Below are 21729 nucleotides of genomic sequence, written 5' to 3'. Positions count from 1 at the left end.
CGTGTTTACTCCGCCGCCGTGCGGCTTGGCTGCCGGGACGGTTCCGCGGGTCTTCCATTTGCAGTTGCCGCCAACGCGTTGATATGCCCGGCCAGAACCGACACATTGGGCACCAACACCATGCCGTCATGATCGCCTGGCACCTCGATCACCTCCAGCTGCGGGCAATATTGCCCCCACCCGTTATCGGGCAGCACGTATTCGCGCTCGGCGCTGATCCATGCGCCTGCGGTGCCGCGCCAATGGTGATCCAGCTTCGGCCGGAAAAGCGTCACTGGCCCGTCCCAGGGCCGAGGCCGGTAGGCAGCGGCGGCGGCGCGAAAGGCCGCCTCGACGGCCGCGTTGTTGAAGCTGCCGGGCGCGTCAGGTGCCTGGCCGCCCCTCTGGCGCTTTTCAAGCTCCCAGCGCAGCCGCGCGCCAGCCCATTCGCCAAGGTAGCGCGGCCCCTTGCGACGCAGCTCCTGCAGCTTGATCAGGGCCTTGTCGGGCCGTGAGAGCGCCGGGCGCTGCGGCAACGGCGTGTCGAGAAGCGCGAGCATGGCCACCATCTCGCCCGCTTCGTGCAGTTGCTGAGCAATCTCGTAAGCGGTGATGCCCCCGCCGGAGAACCCGGCAAGGTGATATGGGCCCTTGGGCTGCACCTGCCGCATCTCGGCGATATAAGCGGCAGCGGCAGCCTCCATTCGGTCATGGGGCGTCTCATCCCCGATCAGACCACGCGCCTGCAAACCCCAGACTGCACGGTCGCGCCCGGTCAGCAGGGCCAGTTGCCGCAGGTTCAGCACATTGCCGAACATGCCCGCGACGATGAAGAGCGGCGGGTGCGTGCCCGACATGTTGGGGTGGAGCGGCACCAGATGACGCAGCGCATCCTGCGGGTTTGGCGGCTCCTCAGCCGTGTCATCCGCGGCTGCCACGCCGCCGCCCGCCGCGTCGATCCGCGCGGCCAGCGCTGCAATGGTTGGCGCTTCGAAGAGCACCGAGAGCGGAAAGTCCACGCCATGGCGCTGCTTGATCTGTGCAAAGAGGCGCACGGCAAGCAGCGAGTGACCGCCAAGATCAAAAAAGCTGTCCTCGGCCCCAACATCATCAATGCCCAAGAGGCCGGACCAGATACCGGCAAGGCTGGCCTCGGTCCCCTCTTTGGGAGCGACATATTCCGCGTCGAGTGTAGGGCGCTCAAAGCTGGCGCTATTGGCGCTTGTCTCCGGCACGGCGGCGGCCTCGGCCACCAGCGCATTCAGGTCGAGCGGCGAGATAGCGATACGCGCGGATCCGCCTGAACGCATCGCAGCCAGCGCACGGTAAAGCGCCTTGGCGCCTTCCTCGGGGGTGATCCCTTGCGCGATCTGGCGCATCAGACGCGTCTCGGCGGCCGAGAGGGGCTGGGCCTCATTGGCCACGTAAACGATATCACGCGGCGCGGGCGGTGCATCCAGGCCCGCAAGCGCCGAGGCGGCAAGGCGGCGCATGGCCAGTCCACGCGCCTCAAGCAGCACGTCGCCCCCAGGCGTGGCGAGCGTGATATCAAAGCGGGTCGTGTCTGCATCCACGCCGCCTGCCCCCTCGGCCAGCCGCATCCAACTGATGATTTGCTCGGGCAGCGCCGCATACATCCGCAGACTGTCATAGCCGGTCGGCACCCAAAGGTCCGCCGCGTCGTAGCCCGGATGCAGCGCAATCCCCCAGCCGGTGGCAAGGTCCAGCAATGCAGGATGCGCCAGCCAACCGGCCGCCAGATCAGCCCGGAAGGCCGCAGGCAGCGCCAGATACGCGATACCCTCCTGCGTGCCCATTGCCCGCCGCGTCACGACACGCCAGCGCGGACCGAAGGCCAGATGCGCCTCCTGCGGCGAGACGAAATCGCCCTCTTGCGCAGGTCCACAGCGGCCTTCGATCTCGGCGATCTCGATGCGCGGGGCCGTCTCCGACAGCGGCGCAAGCCGTGCCTCCGCGGTCGTCACCTCGCCCTCGCGGCCTTCCAGCATTATACGGCGATGCAGCGACAACATCCGCGCCTGAGTTCCAGCACCGAGGCGCAGCATTCCGCCCTGCCGCTGACCGGGCGTGGCGGCGAAGGGGCGCATGAATTGCAGGTCCTGTAGTTCAAATGGGCGGAACGCACCGCCCGCGGCCATCGCCTCGGCCGCCAGTTCTATCACGGCGGTGCCCGGTAGCAGGATCTGGCCCGTGTGGGTTCGGTGCTCGGCCAGAACCCAGTCCTTTTCGGGCGACAGATCCAGGGTGAAACGTTCGGACTCGTCGGCGCCTTCGACGGCGCTTTGCAGCATTGGCTGGTCCAGTGCGCGCGCTGCGCTTTCCTCGCCAGTGCGGCGTGCCATCGCATCGGCGGCCATCCCGATCTGAGACCAGACGCCCCAATTCACCACGCAAACCTTCGTGCGCCCGCCCCGGCGCGCCTCGGCGACCGCATCCAGATAGGCATTGGCCGCCACGTAATCGACCTGCCCCGCCGGGGTGGTCAGAGTGCTGGTCGACGAGAAGAGCACCAGCATTTCCGCCGCACCATCGGGAAAAACCGCGTCGATCACGCGCAAACCACCGAGCTTGGGCGTGAGTACGGCTTGCATCGCCGCATCGGTCTTGGCCAGGATAGGCGCGTCGTCGATGACGCCGGCGGCATGGATGATCCCTGAGAGCGGGCCAATATCGCCGAGGGCATCGCGCACGCCCAGCATCTGGGCGAGGTCGGTCACATCGGCGGCAAGGCACGTGACGCGTCCTCCCAGTTCCTCGATCTCGCGGATTGCGGCGATCTTGCGCGCAGTGGGCCCGGCCTCGCTATAACGCGCCCAATCCGCACGCGGCGGCACCGCACGGCGCGAAAGCAGAACGATATGTCCTTGCGCCCGCCGCGCAATATCGCGCGCAACGCTGAGGCCGATCCCGCCAAAGCCGCCAGTGATCAGGTAAAGCCCGCCTTGTGTGTAAACCGGTGTCTCCTGAACGTCCTCCAGCGGCTGGTGGCGCAGCACACGCCCAAGACGCGCTCCGCTGCGATGGACGGCGATGTCATTCGAAGGCTCGGCCAGCAGGTCGCGCATCAGGAGGCGATGACGGTGCGCGGTTTCATCCGCTTGGGCCCGCCGTCGCCTGCCTTGGGACGCGGGCGATTCAATATCCACCCATTGCGCCGTCACGCCGGGAAATTCGCGGGGAATCACCCCGACAGGTCCCTGAACACAGGCTTTTTCAGGATAGCATGGCCCCTCCTCGGCCACGCGCAGCGCTCCGGAAGTTACCACGCAGATATGGCAGCCCTCCGGCATCTGCACCGCACCCATCGCCTGCGCCAGATGCGTCAGGCTATAAAGCCCATGCTCCAGGTTGCGGTCAAAGAAGTTGGATCCGGCGCGATAGCTTTCCTCCGCCGTCACACCCCAGAAATGCGCGATCCGCTCGGGCAAGCGGCCGTCGCTTGACATCGCCGCCATCAGCGCCTCATAGCCCGCGCGCCCCTGCTCGGGCGAGAGGATGTACTCAGCCTCGCTGCGCCGCTGGAAACTGTCGCCGGAGTGCACGAGTGTCACTGTATGCCCGGCCTGCCGCAGAGCGTTTGCAGCGAACGCGGCAATGCCGGCCTCATCTGCGAAAATCAGCCATCTGCGCAATGTGCCCAGCGTCTCTTCGGTCTCGGTGTCGCAATCTGCTGCGGCGGGGCGCCAGCGGACGGCATATCCCCAGTCCCGCAGATCGCCCTCGCGCAGCAGCGCCTTGCCGTCACCGACCGCAGGTTTGCCGGGTTCGATGAAGTAGCGGCTGCGCTGAAACTGATAGCCCGGCAGCGGCAGGCGGTGGCGGCGCGCGCCGCCCCAGACCTGCGCCCAATCGGCTTCGATTCCGCTGGCCCAAAGTCGCCCGATCACGCCCAGAAAATGCGCGTCGTCCGCGATGTCCTGGTCCGGGTGGCGCAAGGTACTGAAAGCCTGCCCCGGCCCGACGCGCGCGCCCATCCCCGCCAGAGAGGCCAGCGCCCTGCCCGGCCCGACCTCAAGAAAGACCGAAGGCCGCGCCGCGACCGCGTCGATGCAATCGGCAAAGCGCACGGTCTGGCGCAGCTGCTGCACCCAGTATTCGGGATCGCGTGCCTCACTTGCCGTCAGCGGCGCGCCTGTGCGGTTCGACAGGATCGGGATCTGCGGTTCGGTCAGCGTCATCCCTTCCAGATGCGCGCGGAACTGCGGCAGGATACCGTCCAGCATTCGCGAATGCGCAGCGATGTCGATGGCCACGCGCTGACAGTCGACATTCCGCTCGGCCAGCCGCGCCACCAGCGCGTCCAGCGCCCCCTGAGGGCCGGAAACGGCGCAAAGGCCCGGCGCGTTGATGCTGGCTATATCCAGATCGTCGCCGATCAACGGGGCCAGATCGCCGACATCCATCGGCACGCTCAGCATGCCGCCCGGCGCCACGCTGTCGAAAAGCCGGCCACGCAACAGCACCAGATCGATGCAATCCTCGAAGGACATGACACCCGCCAGCGCGGCGGCGGTATTCTCGCCCATCGAATGGCCGACCAGCGCGGCGGGTTTCACGCCCCAGCCCAACCAGAGCTGAGCAAGCGCATATTCGGTGATCATGATCAGTGGTAGCTGCACCGACGGCTTTTTGAGCGCCTCGGCAGCGGCCGCCTCCGCGCCCGGCTCGGGCAGCCAGAGCGCGCGGATATCATAGCCCAGCTGCGGCGCCAGATGATCCAGGCCGCGATCCATCCATTCGGCAAACACCGGCTCGGTCTCGTAAAGGTCGCGGGCCATTCCGGGATATTGCGCCCCACCTCCGGGAAACATGAATACCAGTTGCGGCGCCGTCTCGGGCGCCTCATGGGTAGGAACGCGCAGTGGATCGCCCGCCTCCAACAGCGCGGCAGCCTCCTCGTGGCTTTCGGCCACCAGAACGCGGCGCTTGGCAAAGGCATGTCGGCCTTCCTTGAGCGTCCAGGCGACATCGGCCAGCGGCTCTTCCGGATGGGCGCGCAGATGCGCGGCCAAGGCGTGCGACGCGGCATCGAGGGCCGGTTTGCTGCGGGCTGAGAGGGTTAGGACATGAAAAGGAAAATCGCTTTCTTCCGAAGGGGTGCGGGCAGGCGCCTGCTCCAACACCACATGGGCGTTGGTGCCGCCTACGCCCAGCGAGTTGACCGCGGCGCGGCGCGGTTCATCTGTCTCGGGCCAGTCGATCAGCCTGTCAGCCACGGCAAAGCGGCCACTGGCAAAATCTATCGCCGGATTGGGCGCCTCAAAATTCAGGCTGGGCGGGATCTGGCCGTGGTGCAGGGCCAGCGCCGCCTTGATCAGGCTGACCACCCCCGCCGCCGTATCGAGATGGCCGATATTCGTCTTCACCGATCCGATGCGGCAAGGCGTGCGCGCGCCCTCATGCGCCGCGCTCAGCGCCGCAATCTCAATGGGATCGCCCAGATAGGTGCCGGTGCCGTGACACTCGATGTAGCCGATGCTGGCCGGGTCCACATGCGCATCGCGCAGTGCGGCGCGGATGGCCTCGGCCTGCCCCTCGACACTGGGCGCGAGATATCCGGCCTTGGCCGCGCCGTCATTGTTGATGGCGGTGCCCTTGATGACGGCCCAGATATGATCGCCATCGGCCACGGCATCCTTCAGCCGCCGCAGCACTACCGCACCCGCACCGCTTCCGAAGACCGTCCCCTCGGCGCGGTGGTCGAACGCATGACAATGTCCGTCAGGCGACAGAATTTCATTCTGTTTGTAGAGATAGCCGCGCCCCTGCGGCAGCTCGATGGTGACACCGCCAGCAAGCGCCATGTCGCACTCGCCGTTCAGCAGCGCCTGCCGCGCATAATGAACCGCGACCAGCGACGTGGAACAGGCGGTCTGCAGTGTCACGCTCGGGCCCTTGAGGTCGAACACATGGCTGACGCGCGTCGTCAGGAAATCCTTGTCATTGCCGGTATGGCGCAGCAGGAAATGTCCCACCTCCTCGACCAGATCGGCATTGGTGCGAATATTGTCGTTAAAATAGCTGCCCTGCCCGCAGCCTCCAAAAACGCCGATGCGTCCGGCAAAGCCGCGCGGTGCGTGGCCTGCCTGCTCCATCGCGGCCCATGTCACCTCAAGGAACTTGCGGTGCTGCGGATCCAGGATCGCCGCCTCGCGCGGGCCGAAGCCAAAGAACTCGGCGTCGAAATCGGCAAACCCCTCCATCGGGGCGGTGGCGGGAACGTAATTTTTCTGGGCAATCCGGGCGGGATCCTCGCCCGCTGCGATCAAAGCATCGCGGTCTAGCCGGACAATGCTCTCCACGCCGCCCGCTAGATTGGCCCAGAATTGGCCGGCATCCTGCGCCCCCGGCACGTGGACAGCCATGCCAACGATGGCCAGATCGCCTTCGGATGCACGTGCCCGCGCGGCGACAAGATCGGAAAACTCAGCCATATTAACTCGCAAACTCCAACTGCCCCGCACAAACACACAAGGACAGCATACTGATACTACAGCGACTGAAAGACCGCGAAGTGCAGTTTCCAACCTGCATGAGTTTTGCCGGGCAAGCGACTGGTTTCAAGTCACTATAAGGCGACGTGGCGCATTTTTCTCTTAGCGCGCCTCGCGCGACAAATCATGTCCGGGAAACAGATTGGTCATCAGACGACAACAATGGCACATCACTGCAATCTTTCCAAAAGGAATCAGTGCCGGACTTCCGAGACCCCAAGCGAGGCCCGCCGCCGCCGCGCCGGACGCAGCTGCCCGATCAGCACCCTGCGCCGCTCCGGCAGCTCCATCGCATCCGCCTCCGGATCTGGCGCCTCTGTACGCAGCCGCGCCTCGCAGACCCCAAGGATCGCACCCGCCATGAGCCAAGTATAGGGCGTCAGTATGGCATTGAGCAGCATGTCGATCATCGTGATCGCCAACAGCACGGACAGGGGCGCCACATAGGCCGGGATGATCCCTTCACGGCCACGCCCCGTCCCCCACCAAAGAAGAATCAGCGGCCCACCGATCAGGCCCATCTGGGCGATGTAGCCAGCCCAACCGAACGTGCCGAAGACGATGATCCATTCACCATCGGGAATGGTCAGAACCGCGCCGGTTTGCGGATCATGCATCAGGTTACGGCCCCATCCGCCCCATCCGAAAAGGGGCTTTTCATCTGCGCGCTCCAGCAACCTCTCTTCGTTTTCAAAGCGATAGGCCAGCGATTGTGCGCGCTCCGGGCTGTAGGCTTCGGCTTGCGTCAGGATCGCCTCGGTCGGGATCATACCGTTGTTGCGCAGCATCGGATAGATCATCGCGATCAGCGCAAAGACCAGCGCCAGCCGCACCTGCAGCCGGGCCGAGCCGAGCAGGAAGATCGGCGTGAGCATCATCGCATACAGCAACGATGCCGCACTCTTGCAGAGCACCAGCAGGATCAGAAGATAAACAGCCGCCGACAGATATTGCAGGCGGGTGCCCTGTGGTGCGCCGCGCGACAGCGCCAATGCCGCCATCGCCGCACTCATGATGAAGAATGCCAACCAAAGCGCATGCGGCAGGAACACGATGGGCCGGAACCCGCCCTGACGCATCATCTGCGCGAAGTCATGCTGGAAAAACCCGTAGACCCAGACATTGATCTGTGGGCTGAGGCGGATCTCGACAAGCGCCGGGACAGAGTAGATCAGTGCACCCACCACGAGCGCCAGCAACAGTTCGCGCAGACCCTCGTCGCTGGCCAGAAGGCTCCGGCCCAAGAAGAACGGCAGAAGTACGATGATCTGCCCGACCGCCACCGACAGCGTATCGCGCAGCCCAAGCCCCGGCAGCATACCCGCCACAAAGCTGAGGGGCGTTCCATCGCCAGAAACCGGGAAAACAATTGCCTCGCCATTAGTCAGGACTGTCGGCAGCGCGCCGGCGACGAAGAGCATCAGCAGAGCGCGCATCGCCCAACCCTTGGGCCAGACCGAGACACGCCGGCGTAGGTAGAATACCGCCAGAAGAAACGCACTGATACTGGGGATCGACACCTTGTCCATTTCAGGCACGAGAGGCAGATCGAACCCCACCGATTGCGGCAACAGGAGATACCCGCCCAGGATGCACCAGATGATCGCCCGCTCCGCCGGCATCCGTTTGCACAGCAGCACGCAGACCAGCGGCCAGATCATCAGCATCAGATAGGCGAGTGCGTTTGGCATGGGGCGTCCGGGAAACAACGATTGTGCGCCTCTTAGCACGCTGCGCCCGACTTGTCCTGTCTGGCGAACCCGGCGACGCATTTGCATCGACGCGTAGCGCGGCTATGAAGGCGTGAGCAGAGAGGGCGCGCATCGGATGTTTCTGACCACGTCGAACGGCCGCAAGGTCTACATTTCCCATGCGCGCCGCGCCGCGCTGCTGGAGGATATACGCGCGCTCACGCGTCGCCGCGCCGGGTTTCGCATGGCGACGGTCAATCTCGACCACATGGTGCAGATCGCACGCAACGAAGCCTTTGCCGAGGCGTATGCACAGCATGACATGATCGTGGCCGACGGACGACCCATCCGCTGGCTGTCACAGGTCGCGGGCCAGCCTGTTGACCTGATGCCCGGCTCGGACATGATTGTGCCGCTGGCGCGCATCGCTGCCGAAGAGGGGCGCTCTATTGCGTTGATCGGCAGCACGGATGCGGTTCTCGGCGGCGCAGAGGCGCATCTGCGCACGCTCGTTCCCGGTCTGGAAGTGGCCTATCACCACGCGCCGCCCATGGGGTTCGACCCAGACGGCGCGGCGGCGGCAGAAATGCTGGCCGCGCTGGAGGCTTCAGGTGCGGCGCTCTGTTTTCTTGCGCTGGGCGCGCCAAAACAGGAGCGGCTGGCAGCACGGGGCGCGGCGCTTGCCCCATCGGTGGGGCTGGTCTCGATCGGTGCCGGTCTCGATTTTCTGGCAGGCCAGCAGCGGCGGGCACCGCGCATCATGCGCGCGCTGGCACTGGAATGGCTCTGGCGGGCGCTCGGCCATCCCACACGGCTGATACCGCGCTACGCACGCTGCGCCGCGATCCTTCCCGGCCTGGCATGGCGCGCAAGGCAGGCACGCTGAACGCTCACCTGTATTCGATCAGCCTGCTGCGGCGCCCGGCCATCCGGCCTGCATAGTAGCGCAGCGCGCCGCCCGCCTCGGCGAATTTACCCAGCACGGTGAAAACCGCCCAATCCCAATCGCCACTGCGAAGACCCAGCCGAAGCACCTGCGCGGGATAGAGCAACAAAAGCAGCGCCAGCGGCCACCAGATCAGACCGCCAAAGATGATTACGCCGGGCAGTGCCAGCCCCCAAATCAGTGCGCGCCGCGTCTCGGCAACCCAGTGTTTTTCGGGCGGGGCGCCGTGCCGTGCGGACCCTTCGGCAAAGGCGTAACCCGCGCGCCGAGCGCGCCGCCACCATTGGCCAAAGCGATGAATTGCCGCGTCGTGCCGCGTCATGTCGGTATCCAGCCGCCTGATGTGCCACCCGGCGGCCCGCAGGCGCAGGCACAGATCCGGCTCTTCGCCCGCAATCAGTGCAGGATCGAACCCCCCGAGGGCGGCGACGGCGCCGCGCCGCATCAGGGCATCCCCACCGCAGGCGCGCGCCGGGCCGATGGGCGTATCCCATTCGATATCGCAAAGGCGATTGTAGATGCTCGCCTCGGGCCGCGCTTCGCGGCGCCGGCCACAGACGACGGCGCAGCCGGGATCGGACTCCAGATGCGACAGCCCCGCCGCGACCCATCCCGGCGCGACGGTGCAATCGCCATCCACGAACTGCACGAACTCGCCATCACAAAGTGCCAGACCGGCGTTGCGCGCCCGTGCCGCGGTGAAAGGCTGCGACAGGTCCAGCTGCAGCACCTCGGCCGCGGCAGCCTCCGCCGCCGCTACGCTACCATCGGTACTGCCGCTATCGACATAGACGATGCGCCCCACTTGCCCTTGCAGCGAGGCAAGGCAGGCAACCAGCCGCGTGCCCTCGTTACGGCCGATCACGACGGCATCTACACGGTCCGTCACGGCGCGGCCTCTCCGAAAAGCGCGGGCGCCATCTGATCGACGAATGCGCCCGAGCGCGCATATTCATGCAGTACCTCGAAGGCATTTGCCGCGATCCGCTGCCGTGCCGGGGCATCCTCCAGCAGCCAGAGCAGACGCTCTTCGAAATCGCTCAGATCCCATTTGACCGGCACGTAGGTTTCATCCGGGATGAAGATGTCGGGCGCGGTCTCCACATGGCTCATGTCCTGCTTCAACAGGGCGGCGCCGCAAAGGATCGCCTCATAGTCGCGCCAGCAGACCTCGCCATAGCCGAACGGGCTGAAACAGACCTTCGATGCGGCAAGTTCGCGCAGGAAACGGTCATGCCGCACGCCGAACCCCGTGATGGCGCGCACCCCTTGCAGCCCGGCTACCGCAGCGGCGCAGCCTGCGCGCATGGCGTTGTACCAGGGCGATCCCTCGACCGCGATGCGCGCATGCAGATCGAAGCGGCGCGGCCCTCTGGGCATCCGCCCGCGGTCGAAGACCGGCAGCATGAAATCAGCCGTGGCAAAGGATGGGCCCAGATGAAGTTTACCGAGAAAGTCGTTGGAAACAGGGAATATCTGATCGTCATGGTTGAGATTGTGTTCCCGCCCGTAATAATCCATCAGCGTCGTGTCACCATAGGTCTTCTGCCCATATAGGGCGCGGTCGCGCAGCAGATGTTTCGACACGTAGGCATCCACCAGCGGACCCATTCGCGCGGCAAGCCGCAGATCGGTAGGGGCGAACCAGTCCAGATAGATCAGACGCGCCGCCGGGTTCGCTGCGCGAATGCGGTCGACAAGCTTTGCGAGCGCCACATCTGAAATATCGAAATGCGTTTGAAAGCAGATTGTTGTCGCGCGCTCTAAAAGTTCAACATCAAGGTCGCCCTCAACGGATATCTCACGAATTTCTGCAGTGAGACGCGTGCGGAACCGGTCTGCATGGTAGTGAAAGCCGAATAGCTGACTTTGCGGTATCGGATGATCGATGCCCAGCAAAAGAACCCGGCGAGCGGTGGTCCCGCCGAACGGCCGTTGAAACGCACCCGCCCGTTTACGGCGGTGAAGCGCGCGTGCGAGTCGCCGTCTCAATGCGTCAGTCATGCTTTCGCCTCCGCCAAAGCATCCGAGATCAGACGCTGCGGGCGTCCCATCTCAAGCCGCGCGGCGATTTCGATCAGGCGGCGCGCGCGGGGGGCATCCAGACCATCTAGGCAGATCGTATGCAGGCGCAGGGCGGTATCCGGCGCCCGCTTCAATCGCGGTGGCGGGCGCAGAAAGGCGCGTCGCTCGGCCATCGCGCGAGGACCAAGGGCGGCGGTGATATGAAGTACATCCACCATGCTCCGCAGTTTGTGCCGGGCGCCTCCTCCCCGCGGCGCAGGGACGGCAAACCCCGCGGCAAAGGGTATATCGGCAAAAGCCGGATAGGCCCGCGCGATGACATCGTCATGAAGCATCTGATCGCGCGTCACGCTGTAGGGTAAAGACAAGCAGAAACTGGCGAAATCCGGATCGAGATAGGGGCAAAAGACCGGGCTTGCGGTTGAGAGGATTGCCTGAGGGACGAAATTGATCTCGCGCCGGGTCCGGTGATACATCCAGAACATCTGGTAAGGGTCTGGCGCATCCACATATTTAGCAATTGTCTCCCCCAGATATTCATGCACTTCGTCATCCATTCCCGGCGACAGGATCGGCCCCGCGCCGCGCCCCCAATGGGGATGCGAGATGACTCGCGCATGGCCCTCGGTCAGGCCGCGCGCGATGCCGGTATAGTCGCCTTTCTCCGCTAGCCGGAAAAAAGCCTCGGCATCATTGTCGGGATTGGTCAGGATATCGCCCGCGATCCCGTCAAAGGCAGCGTCGCCAGTGCCCAGCATGTAGTCGTACAGCGGCATCATCTGAACATGCTCATCCACGCAAAGGCTGGTCATCACGGCGCAGCGCAGCGCATCGGCAAGGCGCGGGCGCGCATGGCCCAGCACGACATGCGCCACGCCTGCGCGCGCGGCCACCGCGCGGGCGGCCAGAGCCTCGCCATTCATCACGGCGCCATTGTGATGAAAGGTCACGCAAGCGCGCGGCATGTGGCCCTGCTGCAGCATTTCCAGCAGGATGTGCCGAGAATCGCGGCCGCCACTGAGCGGCAGCGTCAAAGGCCGATCCGAAGCAGACAAAATACGCGCCATGGATTGCCGAAACAGATGCGTCATACCCTCGAGCGCATCCTCGCGGGTGATGCTCTGCACCTTGGGCATGGGCGCGTCGCCGGAAATGCGCAGCACTCCGTCCTGCCAAGTCAGCCTCCCGTTGGGCGGCAGCGTGCGCACATATTTCAGCGGCGTGTCGTCATTGATGAAAACGCCGATCCGGTGAAAGACCGCGAGCGCGCGATGGTCCTGGGTTGCGTCCGCCCCGCAAGCGACCAGCGCCAGCAGACTGGGCGAAAGGGCAATGACTCCCCCCTTCTCATAGACGAAGAGGCTGTAGAATCCGTGGCAGTCCACCTCGGCCTTCAGGCGCGATCCGTCCCACTGCCAGGCCGCGTGCAATCTGCCCAAATTGTCCGCCAGGTTCGGCCCCGACCGCCACGAAGCAGGCCCCGAAGCCACGGGGCGGCCATCCTTCATCTCGAGCCAGAAAACCGGCGCATCGTGATCAGCAGTCTTCATGGAAGCTGCCCGTCCTTGCAGGGAAAAATGCATCATCCTACATGAATTTGGCGAATTTGCGGCATTCGCCTCCCTAACAGAGCGTCGCTGAACTCGGTACGCGTCATCGCGCGATCACAAGATCGGCACGCAAACCGCCCAGACGCTTCGAAGTACCCAGGCGCAAGCTGCCCCCATGCGCGCGCACGATGTCGATGGCAATCGACAGGCCCAGCCCCACACCCGGCCCCTTGTCCTGATTGCGCGAGGGCTCGAGCCGGGCGAAGGGCCGCAGCGCCTCCTCGCGTTGCGCCTCGGGGATGCCCGGGCCATCATCCTCGACGGTGATGCGAAGCGCTCGATCGGTCAGCACCATCGACAGCTCGGCCCGTGTGCCATAGCGTACTGCGTTGCCGATCAGGTTCTCCACCGCCCGGCGGATTGCGACAGGGCGTAGCGGGACCGTCCCCTCGCCGGTGATCTCATGCAGCGTTGCGGGAATATTGGCGCGCGCGCAATCCTCGGCAATCCGGCGGATCAGCTGTCCCGGATCGACCGGCTCGGGCTCGCCCTCGGACGCGCCGCGGGCAAAGTCCAGAAACGCATCCATCAGGCGCTCCATGTCGCGCACATCCCGCAGCATCGGCGCGCGCTCTTCCTCGTTCTCCAGCATCTCGAGGCTCAGCTTGAGGCGCGTCAGCGGCGTGCGCAGATCATGGCTGACGCCGGACAGCATGAGAGTCCGCTGCTCGATCTGGCGCTCGATCCGGGCGCGCATGTCCAGAAAGGCATTGCCCGCCGCGCGCACCTCGTTCGCGCCCGACGGGCGATAAGGCTCGTGACGCCCTCGCCCGAACGCTTCGGCGGCGCGGGCCAGCCGTGTGATGGGGCGCAACTGATTGCGCAGGTAGAGATAGGCAATCAGCGTCATCAGGACGCCGAAAAATACCATATTCACGAAAAGCTGGTGCGGGTTGGAGGCCGAAAAGCGCCGCCTGTCAATCGTCATGCGCATCGGACCGTCAGCGGTTTGCAGATAGAGATCAACCAATTGGCCGCCGCTGAGATCCACCGCAATGAGGCGGGGGAGCAGTGCCTCGATCTCGTCCAGAAGGATCAGCCCGGTGATGTCGTACCATGGCCGCAGGTTCTGCGCGGGAACATCCTCGGGCTGGACGCGCATCATGATGATGGCAAGCGCGTCGGCAATCGGCGCCGGATCATCGCTGTCGAGCAGCAAGCGCACCTCGCGGCTGACCGAGGTGGTCATCTGCCGCGTCACCCCTTCGAAAAGGCGCTGTGCCGAGACCACGGAGACCACCAAAAGCAGCGAGATGACCGGCAACAGCAGGATCAGGAAGGCGCGGCCATAGAGACCACGCGGCATGGTGCGCTTGAGCCATCGAAACATAATGGCCGACGCTACGCCAGCCCCCTCACCCGTGCAAGCCGCGGCACGCGTCTGCCTGTTCCTGTCGCACCAGGCTGGACGGCGCAGCACGCGGCCGATAGCCTTACCCCATCGCACAATTCTGACGGAGGCGCGCCGCCCCTTGTCCGACACCTTCCCTTTCGACCCCATGCCCGGCCAACCCGAGCATCTGCCTGCCGCTATCCTCGGCCAGGATCTGCGCCGGATCCTTGCACCCAACCCGTCGCCCATGACGTTTCGAGGCACAAACACATACCTTCTGGGCACCAAGGACATTGCCGTGATCGACCCCGGCCCCGATGACGACCGGCATCTGTCCGCCCTCCTGTCGGCTATTGGCCCAGATCAGCATGTGAGCCATATTCTGGTCACCCACGCGCACCGCGATCATTCGCCCCTCGCGCGCCGCCTTGCCGCCGAGACCGGCGCGCCCGTTCTGGCCTTTGGCGATGCCAGTGCCGGCCGCAGCCCGGTCATGGCGCAGCTTGCAGCGGATGGCATGATCGGCGGCGGCGAAGGCGTGGATGCGGAGTTTGCGCCCAATATATTTCTGAAAGATGGCGAGGTCCTTCATGGCGCTGGATGGCAAATCCATGCGCTCTGGACGCCGGGACATTTCGGTAATCACATGTGCTTTGCCGCCGGAAACGCAATCTTTACGGGCGATCTGGTCATGGGCTGGGCCAGCTCTCTGGTTTCGCCGCCCGACGGGGATGCGGCGCATTTCGTCGCCTCCTGCGCAAGGCTCAAGGAGGTGGGGGCCGCTGTGCTGCATCCCGGCCATGGTGCGCCGGTGCTTGATCCGTCTGCCCGCCTCGATTGGTTGATGCAGCACCGCGCGGCGCGTGAGGCTTCGATCATCGCCGCGCTGGCCGATGGTCCGGCCACCGCGGCGGCGCTGACCGGGCGCATCTATACGCAAACCCCAGCCGCCCTGATGCCCGCCGCCACGCGCAACGTTCTGGCGCATCTGGTTGATCTCACCGCGCGCGGCGAGGCGGCTGCACAAGGGCCGCTCCATGCCGATGCCGTATTTACGCTGACTCGGGGATCCGAGCGCAGCTGACCCTTCCGGCGCCGCTCATCCCTTGGCTTCGCCCAGCCGGTCGGCCTTTTCTGCGCCGCGCTCCCCCATCGGTTCGTCCTCGCCGATGGTGGTGTCATAGCGCGTCTGCGCCTCCACCTCGGCATTCAACTCGGCCCCCATCAGTACGATGTAGGCAGAGATCCAGAGCCACATCAGCAGGACGATCGCTCCGCCGAGTGAACCGAAACTCTCGTTATACGAGCCGAAATTGGCGGCGTAGATCGCAAAGCCGATGGACGCCACCAGCCAGACCGCGCAAGCGACAAACGATCCGGGCGAGGTCCAGCGCCATTCCGGCCGGTCCCGGTCAGGGCCAAACCGATAGAGGAAGGTCAGAGCGACGGACAGCAGGATCAGCAGGAAAAGCCAGCTGCCCGCCGTCACCGCCATCTCGACCACCGGGCCCAACTGCACAAAAGCCAGCCCTGCGGGCACCGCCATCATCAGCACCATTGCCACGATCACGCCGAGGATCAGCGCGATGGTCAGGCCGAAGGTGATGACCTTGAGCCAGATGAAGCCGCGCTCTTCTTCCTCATCATAGGCGACATTGAGCCCCTCGATCAGACTTCCAACCCCCTTCGAGGCCGAATACAGTGCTAGAACGATGCCGAGAACGGCCGCAAGACCGAGGCCGCCCTCGCGCGAGCCTGCAACCTCCTCGGCCTGGTCCAGAATGATGCTGGCAACCTGCTCGGGCATGACCTCTGAAAAGGTCTGAAGCTGGCTCACGATCTGCGACGGCTCCAGCATCAGTCCCCCGATGGCCAGAAGCGCGGTGAGCGCCGGAAATATGGCCAAAAGTGCGTAGAAGGCGACGCCTGCCGCTATCAGACCGACATGGTCGCGCGCCATCTCGTCCTTGACCCGCAGGGCGATATCCTTCCATCCTTTGGCCGGAATCCCGGAGGGTTTTTGCGCGTCGCGGCCACGGGTCATAGATATCTTCCTGGAGTTAATCTGAAAAGAAAGCGGGGCAGCCTACTATCTCAGGCTGCCCCGTGTGGCTTAGCTCTTGCTTTTGACGTCGTCCTTGACGTCACCGAGGTTTTCCTGCTCGGCCTTGTCCTTGGCGGCTCCGGCAACCTGGCTGGCTGCGGACCTTGCCTTGTCCGCTGCCGTATTGGCCGCATCCTTGACATCGCCTTCGAGGTCCGAGGCGACGGTCTTGGCCTCATCAACGCCCGCCTTGACGACTTTCTGCGCCTTTTCGACCTCTTCGGCATAAATACGTTCGGCTTCGTCATAAAGGTCGTCGCTATAGCTGCCGACATACTCATCCTCGACCCGTGTGCGCGGCAGCGCGCCGGCGATCGCCGCACCGAGGGCGAACGCCACGGCACCGGCGACAAGCGGATGCTCTTCATAAAAGTCGGCGGCCTGATCCGCCCCCCGGCTAAGACGCCGACCGGCCTCGTCGCGCGCATCCATGGCGCGGGCACGGGCGGCTGCGATCCGGTCGCGCGCTTCTTCTGACAGGTTCTCGGTTCCCTCTGTCAGCCGCCGTTGCACAGCGCTGGCCCGCTGCGACGCGCTGCTCCAGAGATTGCCTGCGCGATCCCGCACGCCTTGTGCTGCGTCGCTGGCCGTATCCGAAACGCTATGTGCCGCATCGCTGGCGCTGTCGTGCACCGAAGATGCCGCCGAAGACACTGCGCCTGCCGCCGCAGAGGACCCGGCAGAGACCTTGTCCTGCGCATTGCTGGCGGCACCGCGCACGGCGTCCATTGCCCCGCCGGAGTGCGATCCGCCGCTGTGGCGCATATCGCCCAACTCATGCCGGTCCCAGTCGCGGGCCCAAGAGGGCTGCGCGCGCATGCGATCTTCCGCGCCCGTTTTCGGACCGCTATAGCTGGCCCCGCGGCGGGCGGCATAATCGGGCACGTCGCCGTGATCGACATCACGGGTGTAGGACACGCTGCGGCGGCGATAGCGTGCCTCGTCGCGGCGACGATCATCGTCGTAATCGTCAGCGCTGCGCCCGGATTTGCGATTGTTGCCGAACATCAGCCACGCGAGTCCTGCCCCTGTCAGGGCAAGGGCTACCGGGTTGTCGCGAGCCGAGCGCGCAATGGAGCGGCCGAATTCGCCGCCATGTTCGCGGACTTGGTCGCCCAGTTGCTGAAACGCGCCGTCCAGTGAGAGACGATCCTGCAGGTCATTGATCGAGTCCTTGAGACCCATGCGCTCACGCTCGATCTCGCGTTCGATTTCTTCGGAAGATTTGGCATTACTTGTCATCGTAGGCATCCTTTATTGCTGAGGCGTCCCGCTTGACGTTGGTCGCGGTGCGCGAAGGCGCCAGGCTGGACAGCTTGAGGTCATTCATTCCTTTGCCCGCCATCACGAAAGCGATTACGGCAAAAACCACGCCGACGATCAGCGCGCTCCACCCGGCGTCCAGACCCGCCTCGGTCAGTGCCGCGACCAAGGCCGCCGACAGAACGTTAAGCGCGGTCAGGGCCACTACGATCGCTCCCACGATCAACCCGAGAGCGACGGCAGCGCGGTTGAGGTTTTCCGACACTTCGGCGCGGGCCAGGTCCACTTCCTTGCGGACCAGCGCGCTGACATGGGTCAGCGCGTCGGACAGCATGTCCGAGGTCGATTTCTTGTTTGAATCGCTCATGACGCACCTCCGCTTGTGGGCCGGACATCGGCTGTCCGGTTGATGTTGGGGCTGGCCGGGCGGTGGCTGGCATGGACCGAGCTGGCCGATTGATAAGGATCGGGTTGCACGTCGCTGCGGTCGCGCCGAGCCGATGCCGTTGCAAAGCGCGTGGCGGCAAAGCCTGCCAGTGCGACACCGCCGAGGAAAAGGAGCGGATTGCGCTTGGCAAAGCCGCTGAGTTCTTCGGCCATCTCGCCCAGGTCCTTGTCGCGGATCGTGTCCGACACATCGGCCAGACCGCCTGCGATCTGGCCGATCGTGCGCTCCTGCGCCGAGCCGTTCCGCATGTCATCGGCGGCCTTTCGCAGTGCCGAGGCCACGTCTGACACTTCGTCGGCAACGCCGGTTTTGGCGCGTTCGGCGCGGCGCGTTGCGTCTTCGCGGACCGCGCCCGCCGCATCCTGCGCGGCATCGCGGGCACTGGCGCCCAGATCAGCCGATTTGGCTTTTACCTGCTGTTTGAGGTCTTCTGATGTATTCGAGGTAGGTTCGGTCATGATACTCTCCCTTGGAGTTCAAAATACAAGATTGAGGACAGCGAGGATCACCACGATCACTCCGATCAAATAGAAGATTCCGTACATGGTTTTCTCCGTTCAGCCTGCGTCTTCACAAATGGGTGACATGTAGAAACAAGACTGTCGGCGGGTTTTTGGTTCCGCGACTTTCGGGACAATTTCCAAACCGGCAAAGCGCTCCAGGCTCGACGGCCAATGTCGGCAAAGGGTGCGCACCAGCACGCACCAAGGAAAGCAGAGGTAGGCGGAGCGTGAGCAGGTCTGTTACCGCGTCTGCCTCAATGGCGCGACGCGTCGCAATGCATGGGATTCCTGTAGCGACCAGCTGCTACGACTGTTTCAGAGCCTCTAGCGCGCAGGTCAGGTGCCAGCGCACACCGCCCGGCGCGTAATCCAGCGACACGGTCGCATTCAGCGCGGAACTGGTCATCTGGTCGATCACCGTCGAGCCAAAGCCCTTGGACCGGGGCGCGGAGACGGTCGGGCCGTCATGCTCGGCCCAGCGGATGTCAAAACTGTTGGTTTTGGGCTGGACATCCCAACTGACAGTGACCCGGCCGTTTTCATTCGACAGGGCGCCATATTTCCCGGCATTGGTTGCCAGTTCATGCAACGCCATGCCCACCGCCTGCGCGGCCTGGGCCGAAAGCTCGATCGGTGGTCCGGAAAGGTGAATGCGGGTATCGAGCAGATCCCGAAAATGATCCAGCTGCGATCCTGCCAGGCTATGCAGATCAATCCGGTCACTCCCGCCATCCAGCAACAGATCCTGCGCACGCGACAAGGCGCGCAGACGCGTCTCGAACCGGTCGAGAAAGCCTTCAGTACCGCCACGCGCGGTTTGCCGCGCCACGGCCTGAACGAGCGTAAGGATGTTCTTGGTACGGTGGTTGATCTCGCCCATCAGTAGCGTGGCATGGGCGCGCGCCTCCTCGCGCGCCGAGACGTCGAAACCGGAGGCGACAAGGCGCACAAGGCGACCATCCTCGTCGAAGATGGGCATAATGAGAACGTCGACGGTGATCAGTTGATCACCTTTCCCGCGCACGACCACGTCAAAGCGCTCGGGCTCGCCGGTCTGCGCCTTGGCCACGGCCTGCCGACACTGTTCGGCGATCTCGTCCTTGTAGGCCCACCAGGGCGTTTCCCAGAATTTCTTGCCGATCACATCGCCCCGGGCGAGGCCGCCAAAGTCCAGCGCGGGCTGGTTGATCTCGGCGACCCGTCCATCGGGGCCCAGCACGCCGACGAAAGCCAGCGTGCTGTCGATGACGGTCCGGAGCTGGCTTTCGCTTTGGCGCAGGGACATTTCGGTTTCTTTAACCGCAGTGATATCCTGAATGACCCCGATCACCCGAAGGGCGCGGCCCTCGTCATTGCGCACCACCTCGCCTTTCGCGGCAAGATAGCGGACCTCATCCGCGCCGATCAGGATGCGAAAATCGACTTCGAGCCCCCCTGCCCGCCGCGCCGCCTTCTCAAAGGCCGTCTCGACGCGTCTGCGGTCCTCCGGGTGTATCGAATTGCGCCATAGCTGGCTCATATCCCCTGAATATCCGGGCTGGCCGAACAATTTGGCCAGTTGCGCCGTGCCGCTCACCTCCTGCGTGACGAGGTTCACCTCCCACGCACCCATTTGGGCAGCGCTATAGGCGAGGCCCAGCTTCTTCTGCTGCTCTTCCAGTGCCCGCTCGTCGCGCACCCGTTCGCTCAAATCGTAGAAATAGCAAAGAACGCCGGGCTCACCGTCGTCGAGGATCGTCCGCTCGATGCTCCAGTCATAGGCTTCGAGCACCTTGCGATCGGCACGGTCCTGGATCACCGGTTCGGCGTAATATGGTGTACCGGTGTCGAGCGTCTTGCGGAATTGCGTCACGGCATAAGACGCAAAGGGATCATCCCAGAGGATATTGAGGACTTCCCCGATATCGCGCCCTATAAGGTCGTCTATCTCCGAGAAAGCCGCCATGCCGGTCCGATTGATGCGCACCATCCGCAGATCGGCGTCCACCGCATAGACGCCGACTGGCGCCGTATCGATCAGGCGCCAGAATTCATCGCTGGCGAGTTTCAGATGCGACGTCGGCCCGGTCGTCTGCCTGACGATATCCGTCAGTGTCCCTGTGACACGATCGACCTTGCCAGTGGCCTGCTCACGGGTTGCATGCGCCCGTCCGGCGTCCCGCACCCACAGCGTGCGTCCATCCGGCAAAACAAGGCGATAGGAAAGCTCATAGGGGCCGGGGCGCCGCGTGATCGCATCCATGCTGCCGGTCACCCAATCGCGGTCCGATGGATGAATATGTCTGCGCATCGTCTCGCGCGTGATCAGACCATCGGCCGGGCACAGGAGCAATTGCCGCAATGCAGGACACCAGACGGACTCACCATGTCGCACGTCATAGACATAGGATCCCAATAATTGGCATTCCGGCATGCCGCCGATCCTGTCATTTTCCCGCGCTTCTGTAACATCGATGAATATCCCGCTGACTAGGTCATGACCCGAACTGTGCGAGCGAACAAGCGACGCGTGCGAAATCAGATGCACGACCTTGCCGTCTGGCCGTATGAACCGGAACTCTTCCGTCCGATTGCCCCCGGTTTCAAGAAATGTGATCGTCTCGGCTTCGATCCGGATCCGGTCGTCAGGATGAATGCGGTTGAAAAATTGATCTGTCGAGATCGGGCTGGCGACACCAAGCAAGGATCGTGCCCGATCAGACAGGCGTGTACAATCTGTCTGAGAACTCCATTCGAAACTGGACACGCCCGGCAGCGTATCAAGCGAGCTGGCAAAATCAGACCGGGCACCCTCACTCATTCCCCCGCCTCCGTGAAGATGATGCGAAAAGGCAAGTATGCTATGGAATTTAAATACAAGTCAATTTCAAGCGCGGGCACCATTGCCCTCGAACAGAATTCTGGAACCACCGCGCGAACAGGTTGGTCATCCACGTTTTTCGGAACGATCCCGCGCCCCACCGCTGCCCGAACGACACCGGAGCCGACGATGTCGCGATGGGCGGCGTTGCCGACCCGCTGACCGCGGCTCAACAGGATGACACTTTCGCCCAACTGTGCCGGCTGAAAATCCTGGTCTTCATCTTATGCACCGCCCTCCAAATGCGTTTATGCACGAATTTCGCTCGTCGGTATGAAAGGCACGCGCCATGTATTTGGCATCTGCCGGTCCCTCTGCCAAAACGCTCCTAATCATGAAATTGCTGCTGATCGGCGGCCATGCACGCAAAGGCTTAAAGTGGTCTTCGCATGAGTGCACATAGCCTGAAGAAGCCATTTTCTGAACAAATACTCACCGGAGCCGGTCAGGAT

13 protein-coding genes are annotated in these 21729 nt (G+C 64.0%); 2 read left to right on the top strand and 11 right to left on the bottom strand.

Features of this window, described 5'->3' with window-relative positions; translation table 11 throughout:
* Positions 1-5: 5 nt before the first annotated feature.
* Both ACEWPM_RS00435 and ACEWPM_RS00430 read right to left on the bottom strand, forming a co-directional pair.
* Positions 6-6434 (bottom strand): type I polyketide synthase, encoded by a 6429-nt coding sequence (locus tag ACEWPM_RS00435; RefSeq protein WP_393960523.1) that lies wholly within the window; start codon positions 6432-6434, stop codon positions 6-8.
* A gap of 254 nt (positions 6435-6688) precedes the next feature.
* Positions 6689-8185 carry a hypothetical protein gene (locus ACEWPM_RS00430; RefSeq protein WP_393960522.1) on the bottom strand — a complete coding sequence of 499 codons (1497 nt, stop codon included), beginning with the start codon at positions 8183-8185 and terminating at the stop codon, positions 6689-6691.
* Positions 8186-8321: 136 nt separating this feature from the next.
* On the opposite strand from ACEWPM_RS00430, the gene ACEWPM_RS00425 reads away from it, so the two are divergent.
* Positions 8322-9071, top strand: coding sequence for a WecB/TagA/CpsF family glycosyltransferase (locus tag ACEWPM_RS00425; protein WP_393960521.1), 750 nt, complete (start codon positions 8322-8324; stop codon positions 9069-9071).
* Between the two features lie 4 nt (positions 9072-9075).
* Here the strand turns inward: ACEWPM_RS00425 and ACEWPM_RS00420 are convergent, their stop codons facing one another.
* The 4 genes from ACEWPM_RS00420 to ACEWPM_RS00405 form a co-directional block, all read right to left on the bottom strand.
* Positions 9076-10020 (bottom strand): glycosyltransferase family 2 protein, encoded by a 945-nt coding sequence (locus tag ACEWPM_RS00420; RefSeq protein ID WP_393960520.1) that lies wholly within the window; start codon positions 10018-10020, stop codon positions 9076-9078.
* A complete protein-coding gene (locus tag ACEWPM_RS00415; protein ID WP_393960519.1) occupies positions 10017-10847 on the bottom strand; it encodes a glycosyltransferase in 831 nt (276 codons plus the stop codon). Before ACEWPM_RS00415 ends, ACEWPM_RS00420 begins: the two co-directional genes overlap by 4 nt.
* 284 nt (positions 10848-11131) lie before the next feature.
* On the bottom strand, positions 11132-12706 hold the full coding sequence (locus ACEWPM_RS00410) for an asparagine synthase-related protein (protein WP_393960518.1): 1575 nt from the start codon (positions 12704-12706) through the stop codon (positions 11132-11134).
* 103 nt (positions 12707-12809) lie between these two features.
* Positions 12810-14099 carry an ATP-binding protein gene (locus ACEWPM_RS00405; protein ID WP_393960978.1) on the bottom strand — a complete coding sequence of 430 codons (1290 nt, stop codon included), beginning with the start codon at positions 14097-14099 and terminating at the stop codon, positions 12810-12812.
* A 139-nt stretch (positions 14100-14238) separates the two neighbouring features.
* Here ACEWPM_RS00405 and ACEWPM_RS00400 point away from each other — a divergent pair, with 139 nt between their 5' ends.
* Positions 14239-15183, top strand: coding sequence for an MBL fold metallo-hydrolase (locus ACEWPM_RS00400; RefSeq protein ID WP_393960517.1), 945 nt, complete (start codon positions 14239-14241; stop codon positions 15181-15183).
* A 15-nt stretch (positions 15184-15198) separates the two neighbouring features.
* Here the strand turns inward: ACEWPM_RS00400 and ACEWPM_RS00395 are convergent, their stop codons facing one another.
* From ACEWPM_RS00395 to ACEWPM_RS00375, 5 genes are all read right to left on the bottom strand, one after another.
* Positions 15199-16143, bottom strand: a complete 945-nt coding sequence (locus ACEWPM_RS00395) for a YihY/virulence factor BrkB family protein (RefSeq protein WP_393960516.1) — start codon at positions 16141-16143, stop codon at positions 15199-15201.
* Between the two features lie 69 nt (positions 16144-16212).
* Complete coding sequence (locus ACEWPM_RS00390) at positions 16213-17445, bottom strand: hypothetical protein (protein WP_393960515.1); 1233 nt, start codon at positions 17443-17445, stop codon at positions 16213-16215.
* Entirely contained in the window at positions 17435-17833 is a 399-nt protein-coding gene (locus ACEWPM_RS00385) for a phage holin family protein (RefSeq protein ID WP_393960514.1), read from the bottom strand. Before ACEWPM_RS00385 ends, ACEWPM_RS00390 begins: the two co-directional genes overlap by 11 nt.
* Positions 17830-18372, bottom strand: coding sequence for a hypothetical protein (locus tag ACEWPM_RS00380; protein WP_393960513.1), 543 nt, complete (start codon positions 18370-18372; stop codon positions 17830-17832). The genes ACEWPM_RS00385 and ACEWPM_RS00380 overlap by 4 nt, the downstream gene beginning before the upstream one ends.
* 349 nt (positions 18373-18721) lie before the next feature.
* A complete protein-coding gene (locus tag ACEWPM_RS00375) occupies positions 18722-21217 on the bottom strand; it encodes a PAS domain-containing protein (protein ID WP_393960512.1) in 2496 nt (831 codons plus the stop codon).
* Positions 21218-21729 lie beyond the last annotated feature (512 nt).

Source organism: Roseovarius maritimus (assembly GCF_043355895.2).
GTDB classification, from domain to species: Bacteria; Pseudomonadota; Alphaproteobacteria; order Rhodobacterales; family Rhodobacteraceae; genus Roseovarius; species Roseovarius maritimus.
This window is presented reverse-complemented; position numbering and strand designations above follow the sequence as displayed.

Excerpts from the sequence above, each read along its gene's own strand:
- ACEWPM_RS00395 (WP_393960516.1), bottom strand. The coding sequence starts at position 16,143 with ATGACCCGTGGCCGCGACGCGCAAAAACCCTCCGGGATTCCGGCCAAA.
- ACEWPM_RS00430 (WP_393960522.1), bottom strand. The coding sequence starts at position 8,185 with ATGCCAAACGCACTCGCCTATCTGATGCTGATGATCTGGCCGCTGGTC.
- ACEWPM_RS00380 (WP_393960513.1), bottom strand. The coding sequence starts at position 18,372 with ATGACCGAACCTACCTCGAATACATCAGAAGACCTCAAACAGCAGGTA.
- ACEWPM_RS00385 (WP_393960514.1), bottom strand. The coding sequence starts at position 17,833 with ATGAGCGATTCAAACAAGAAATCGACCTCGGACATGCTGTCCGACGCG.
- ACEWPM_RS00435 (WP_393960523.1), bottom strand. The coding sequence starts at position 6,434 with ATGGCTGAGTTTTCCGATCTTGTCGCCGCGCGGGCACGTGCATCCGAA.
- ACEWPM_RS00390 (WP_393960515.1), bottom strand. The coding sequence starts at position 17,445 with ATGACAAGTAATGCCAAATCTTCCGAAGAAATCGAACGCGAGATCGAG.
- ACEWPM_RS00375 (WP_393960512.1), bottom strand. The coding sequence starts at position 21,217 with ATGAGTGAGGGTGCCCGGTCTGATTTTGCCAGCTCGCTTGATACGCTG.
- ACEWPM_RS00425 (WP_393960521.1), top strand. The coding sequence starts at position 8,322 with ATGTTTCTGACCACGTCGAACGGCCGCAAGGTCTACATTTCCCATGCG.
- ACEWPM_RS00410 (WP_393960518.1), bottom strand. The coding sequence starts at position 12,706 with ATGAAGACTGCTGATCACGATGCGCCGGTTTTCTGGCTCGAGATGAAG.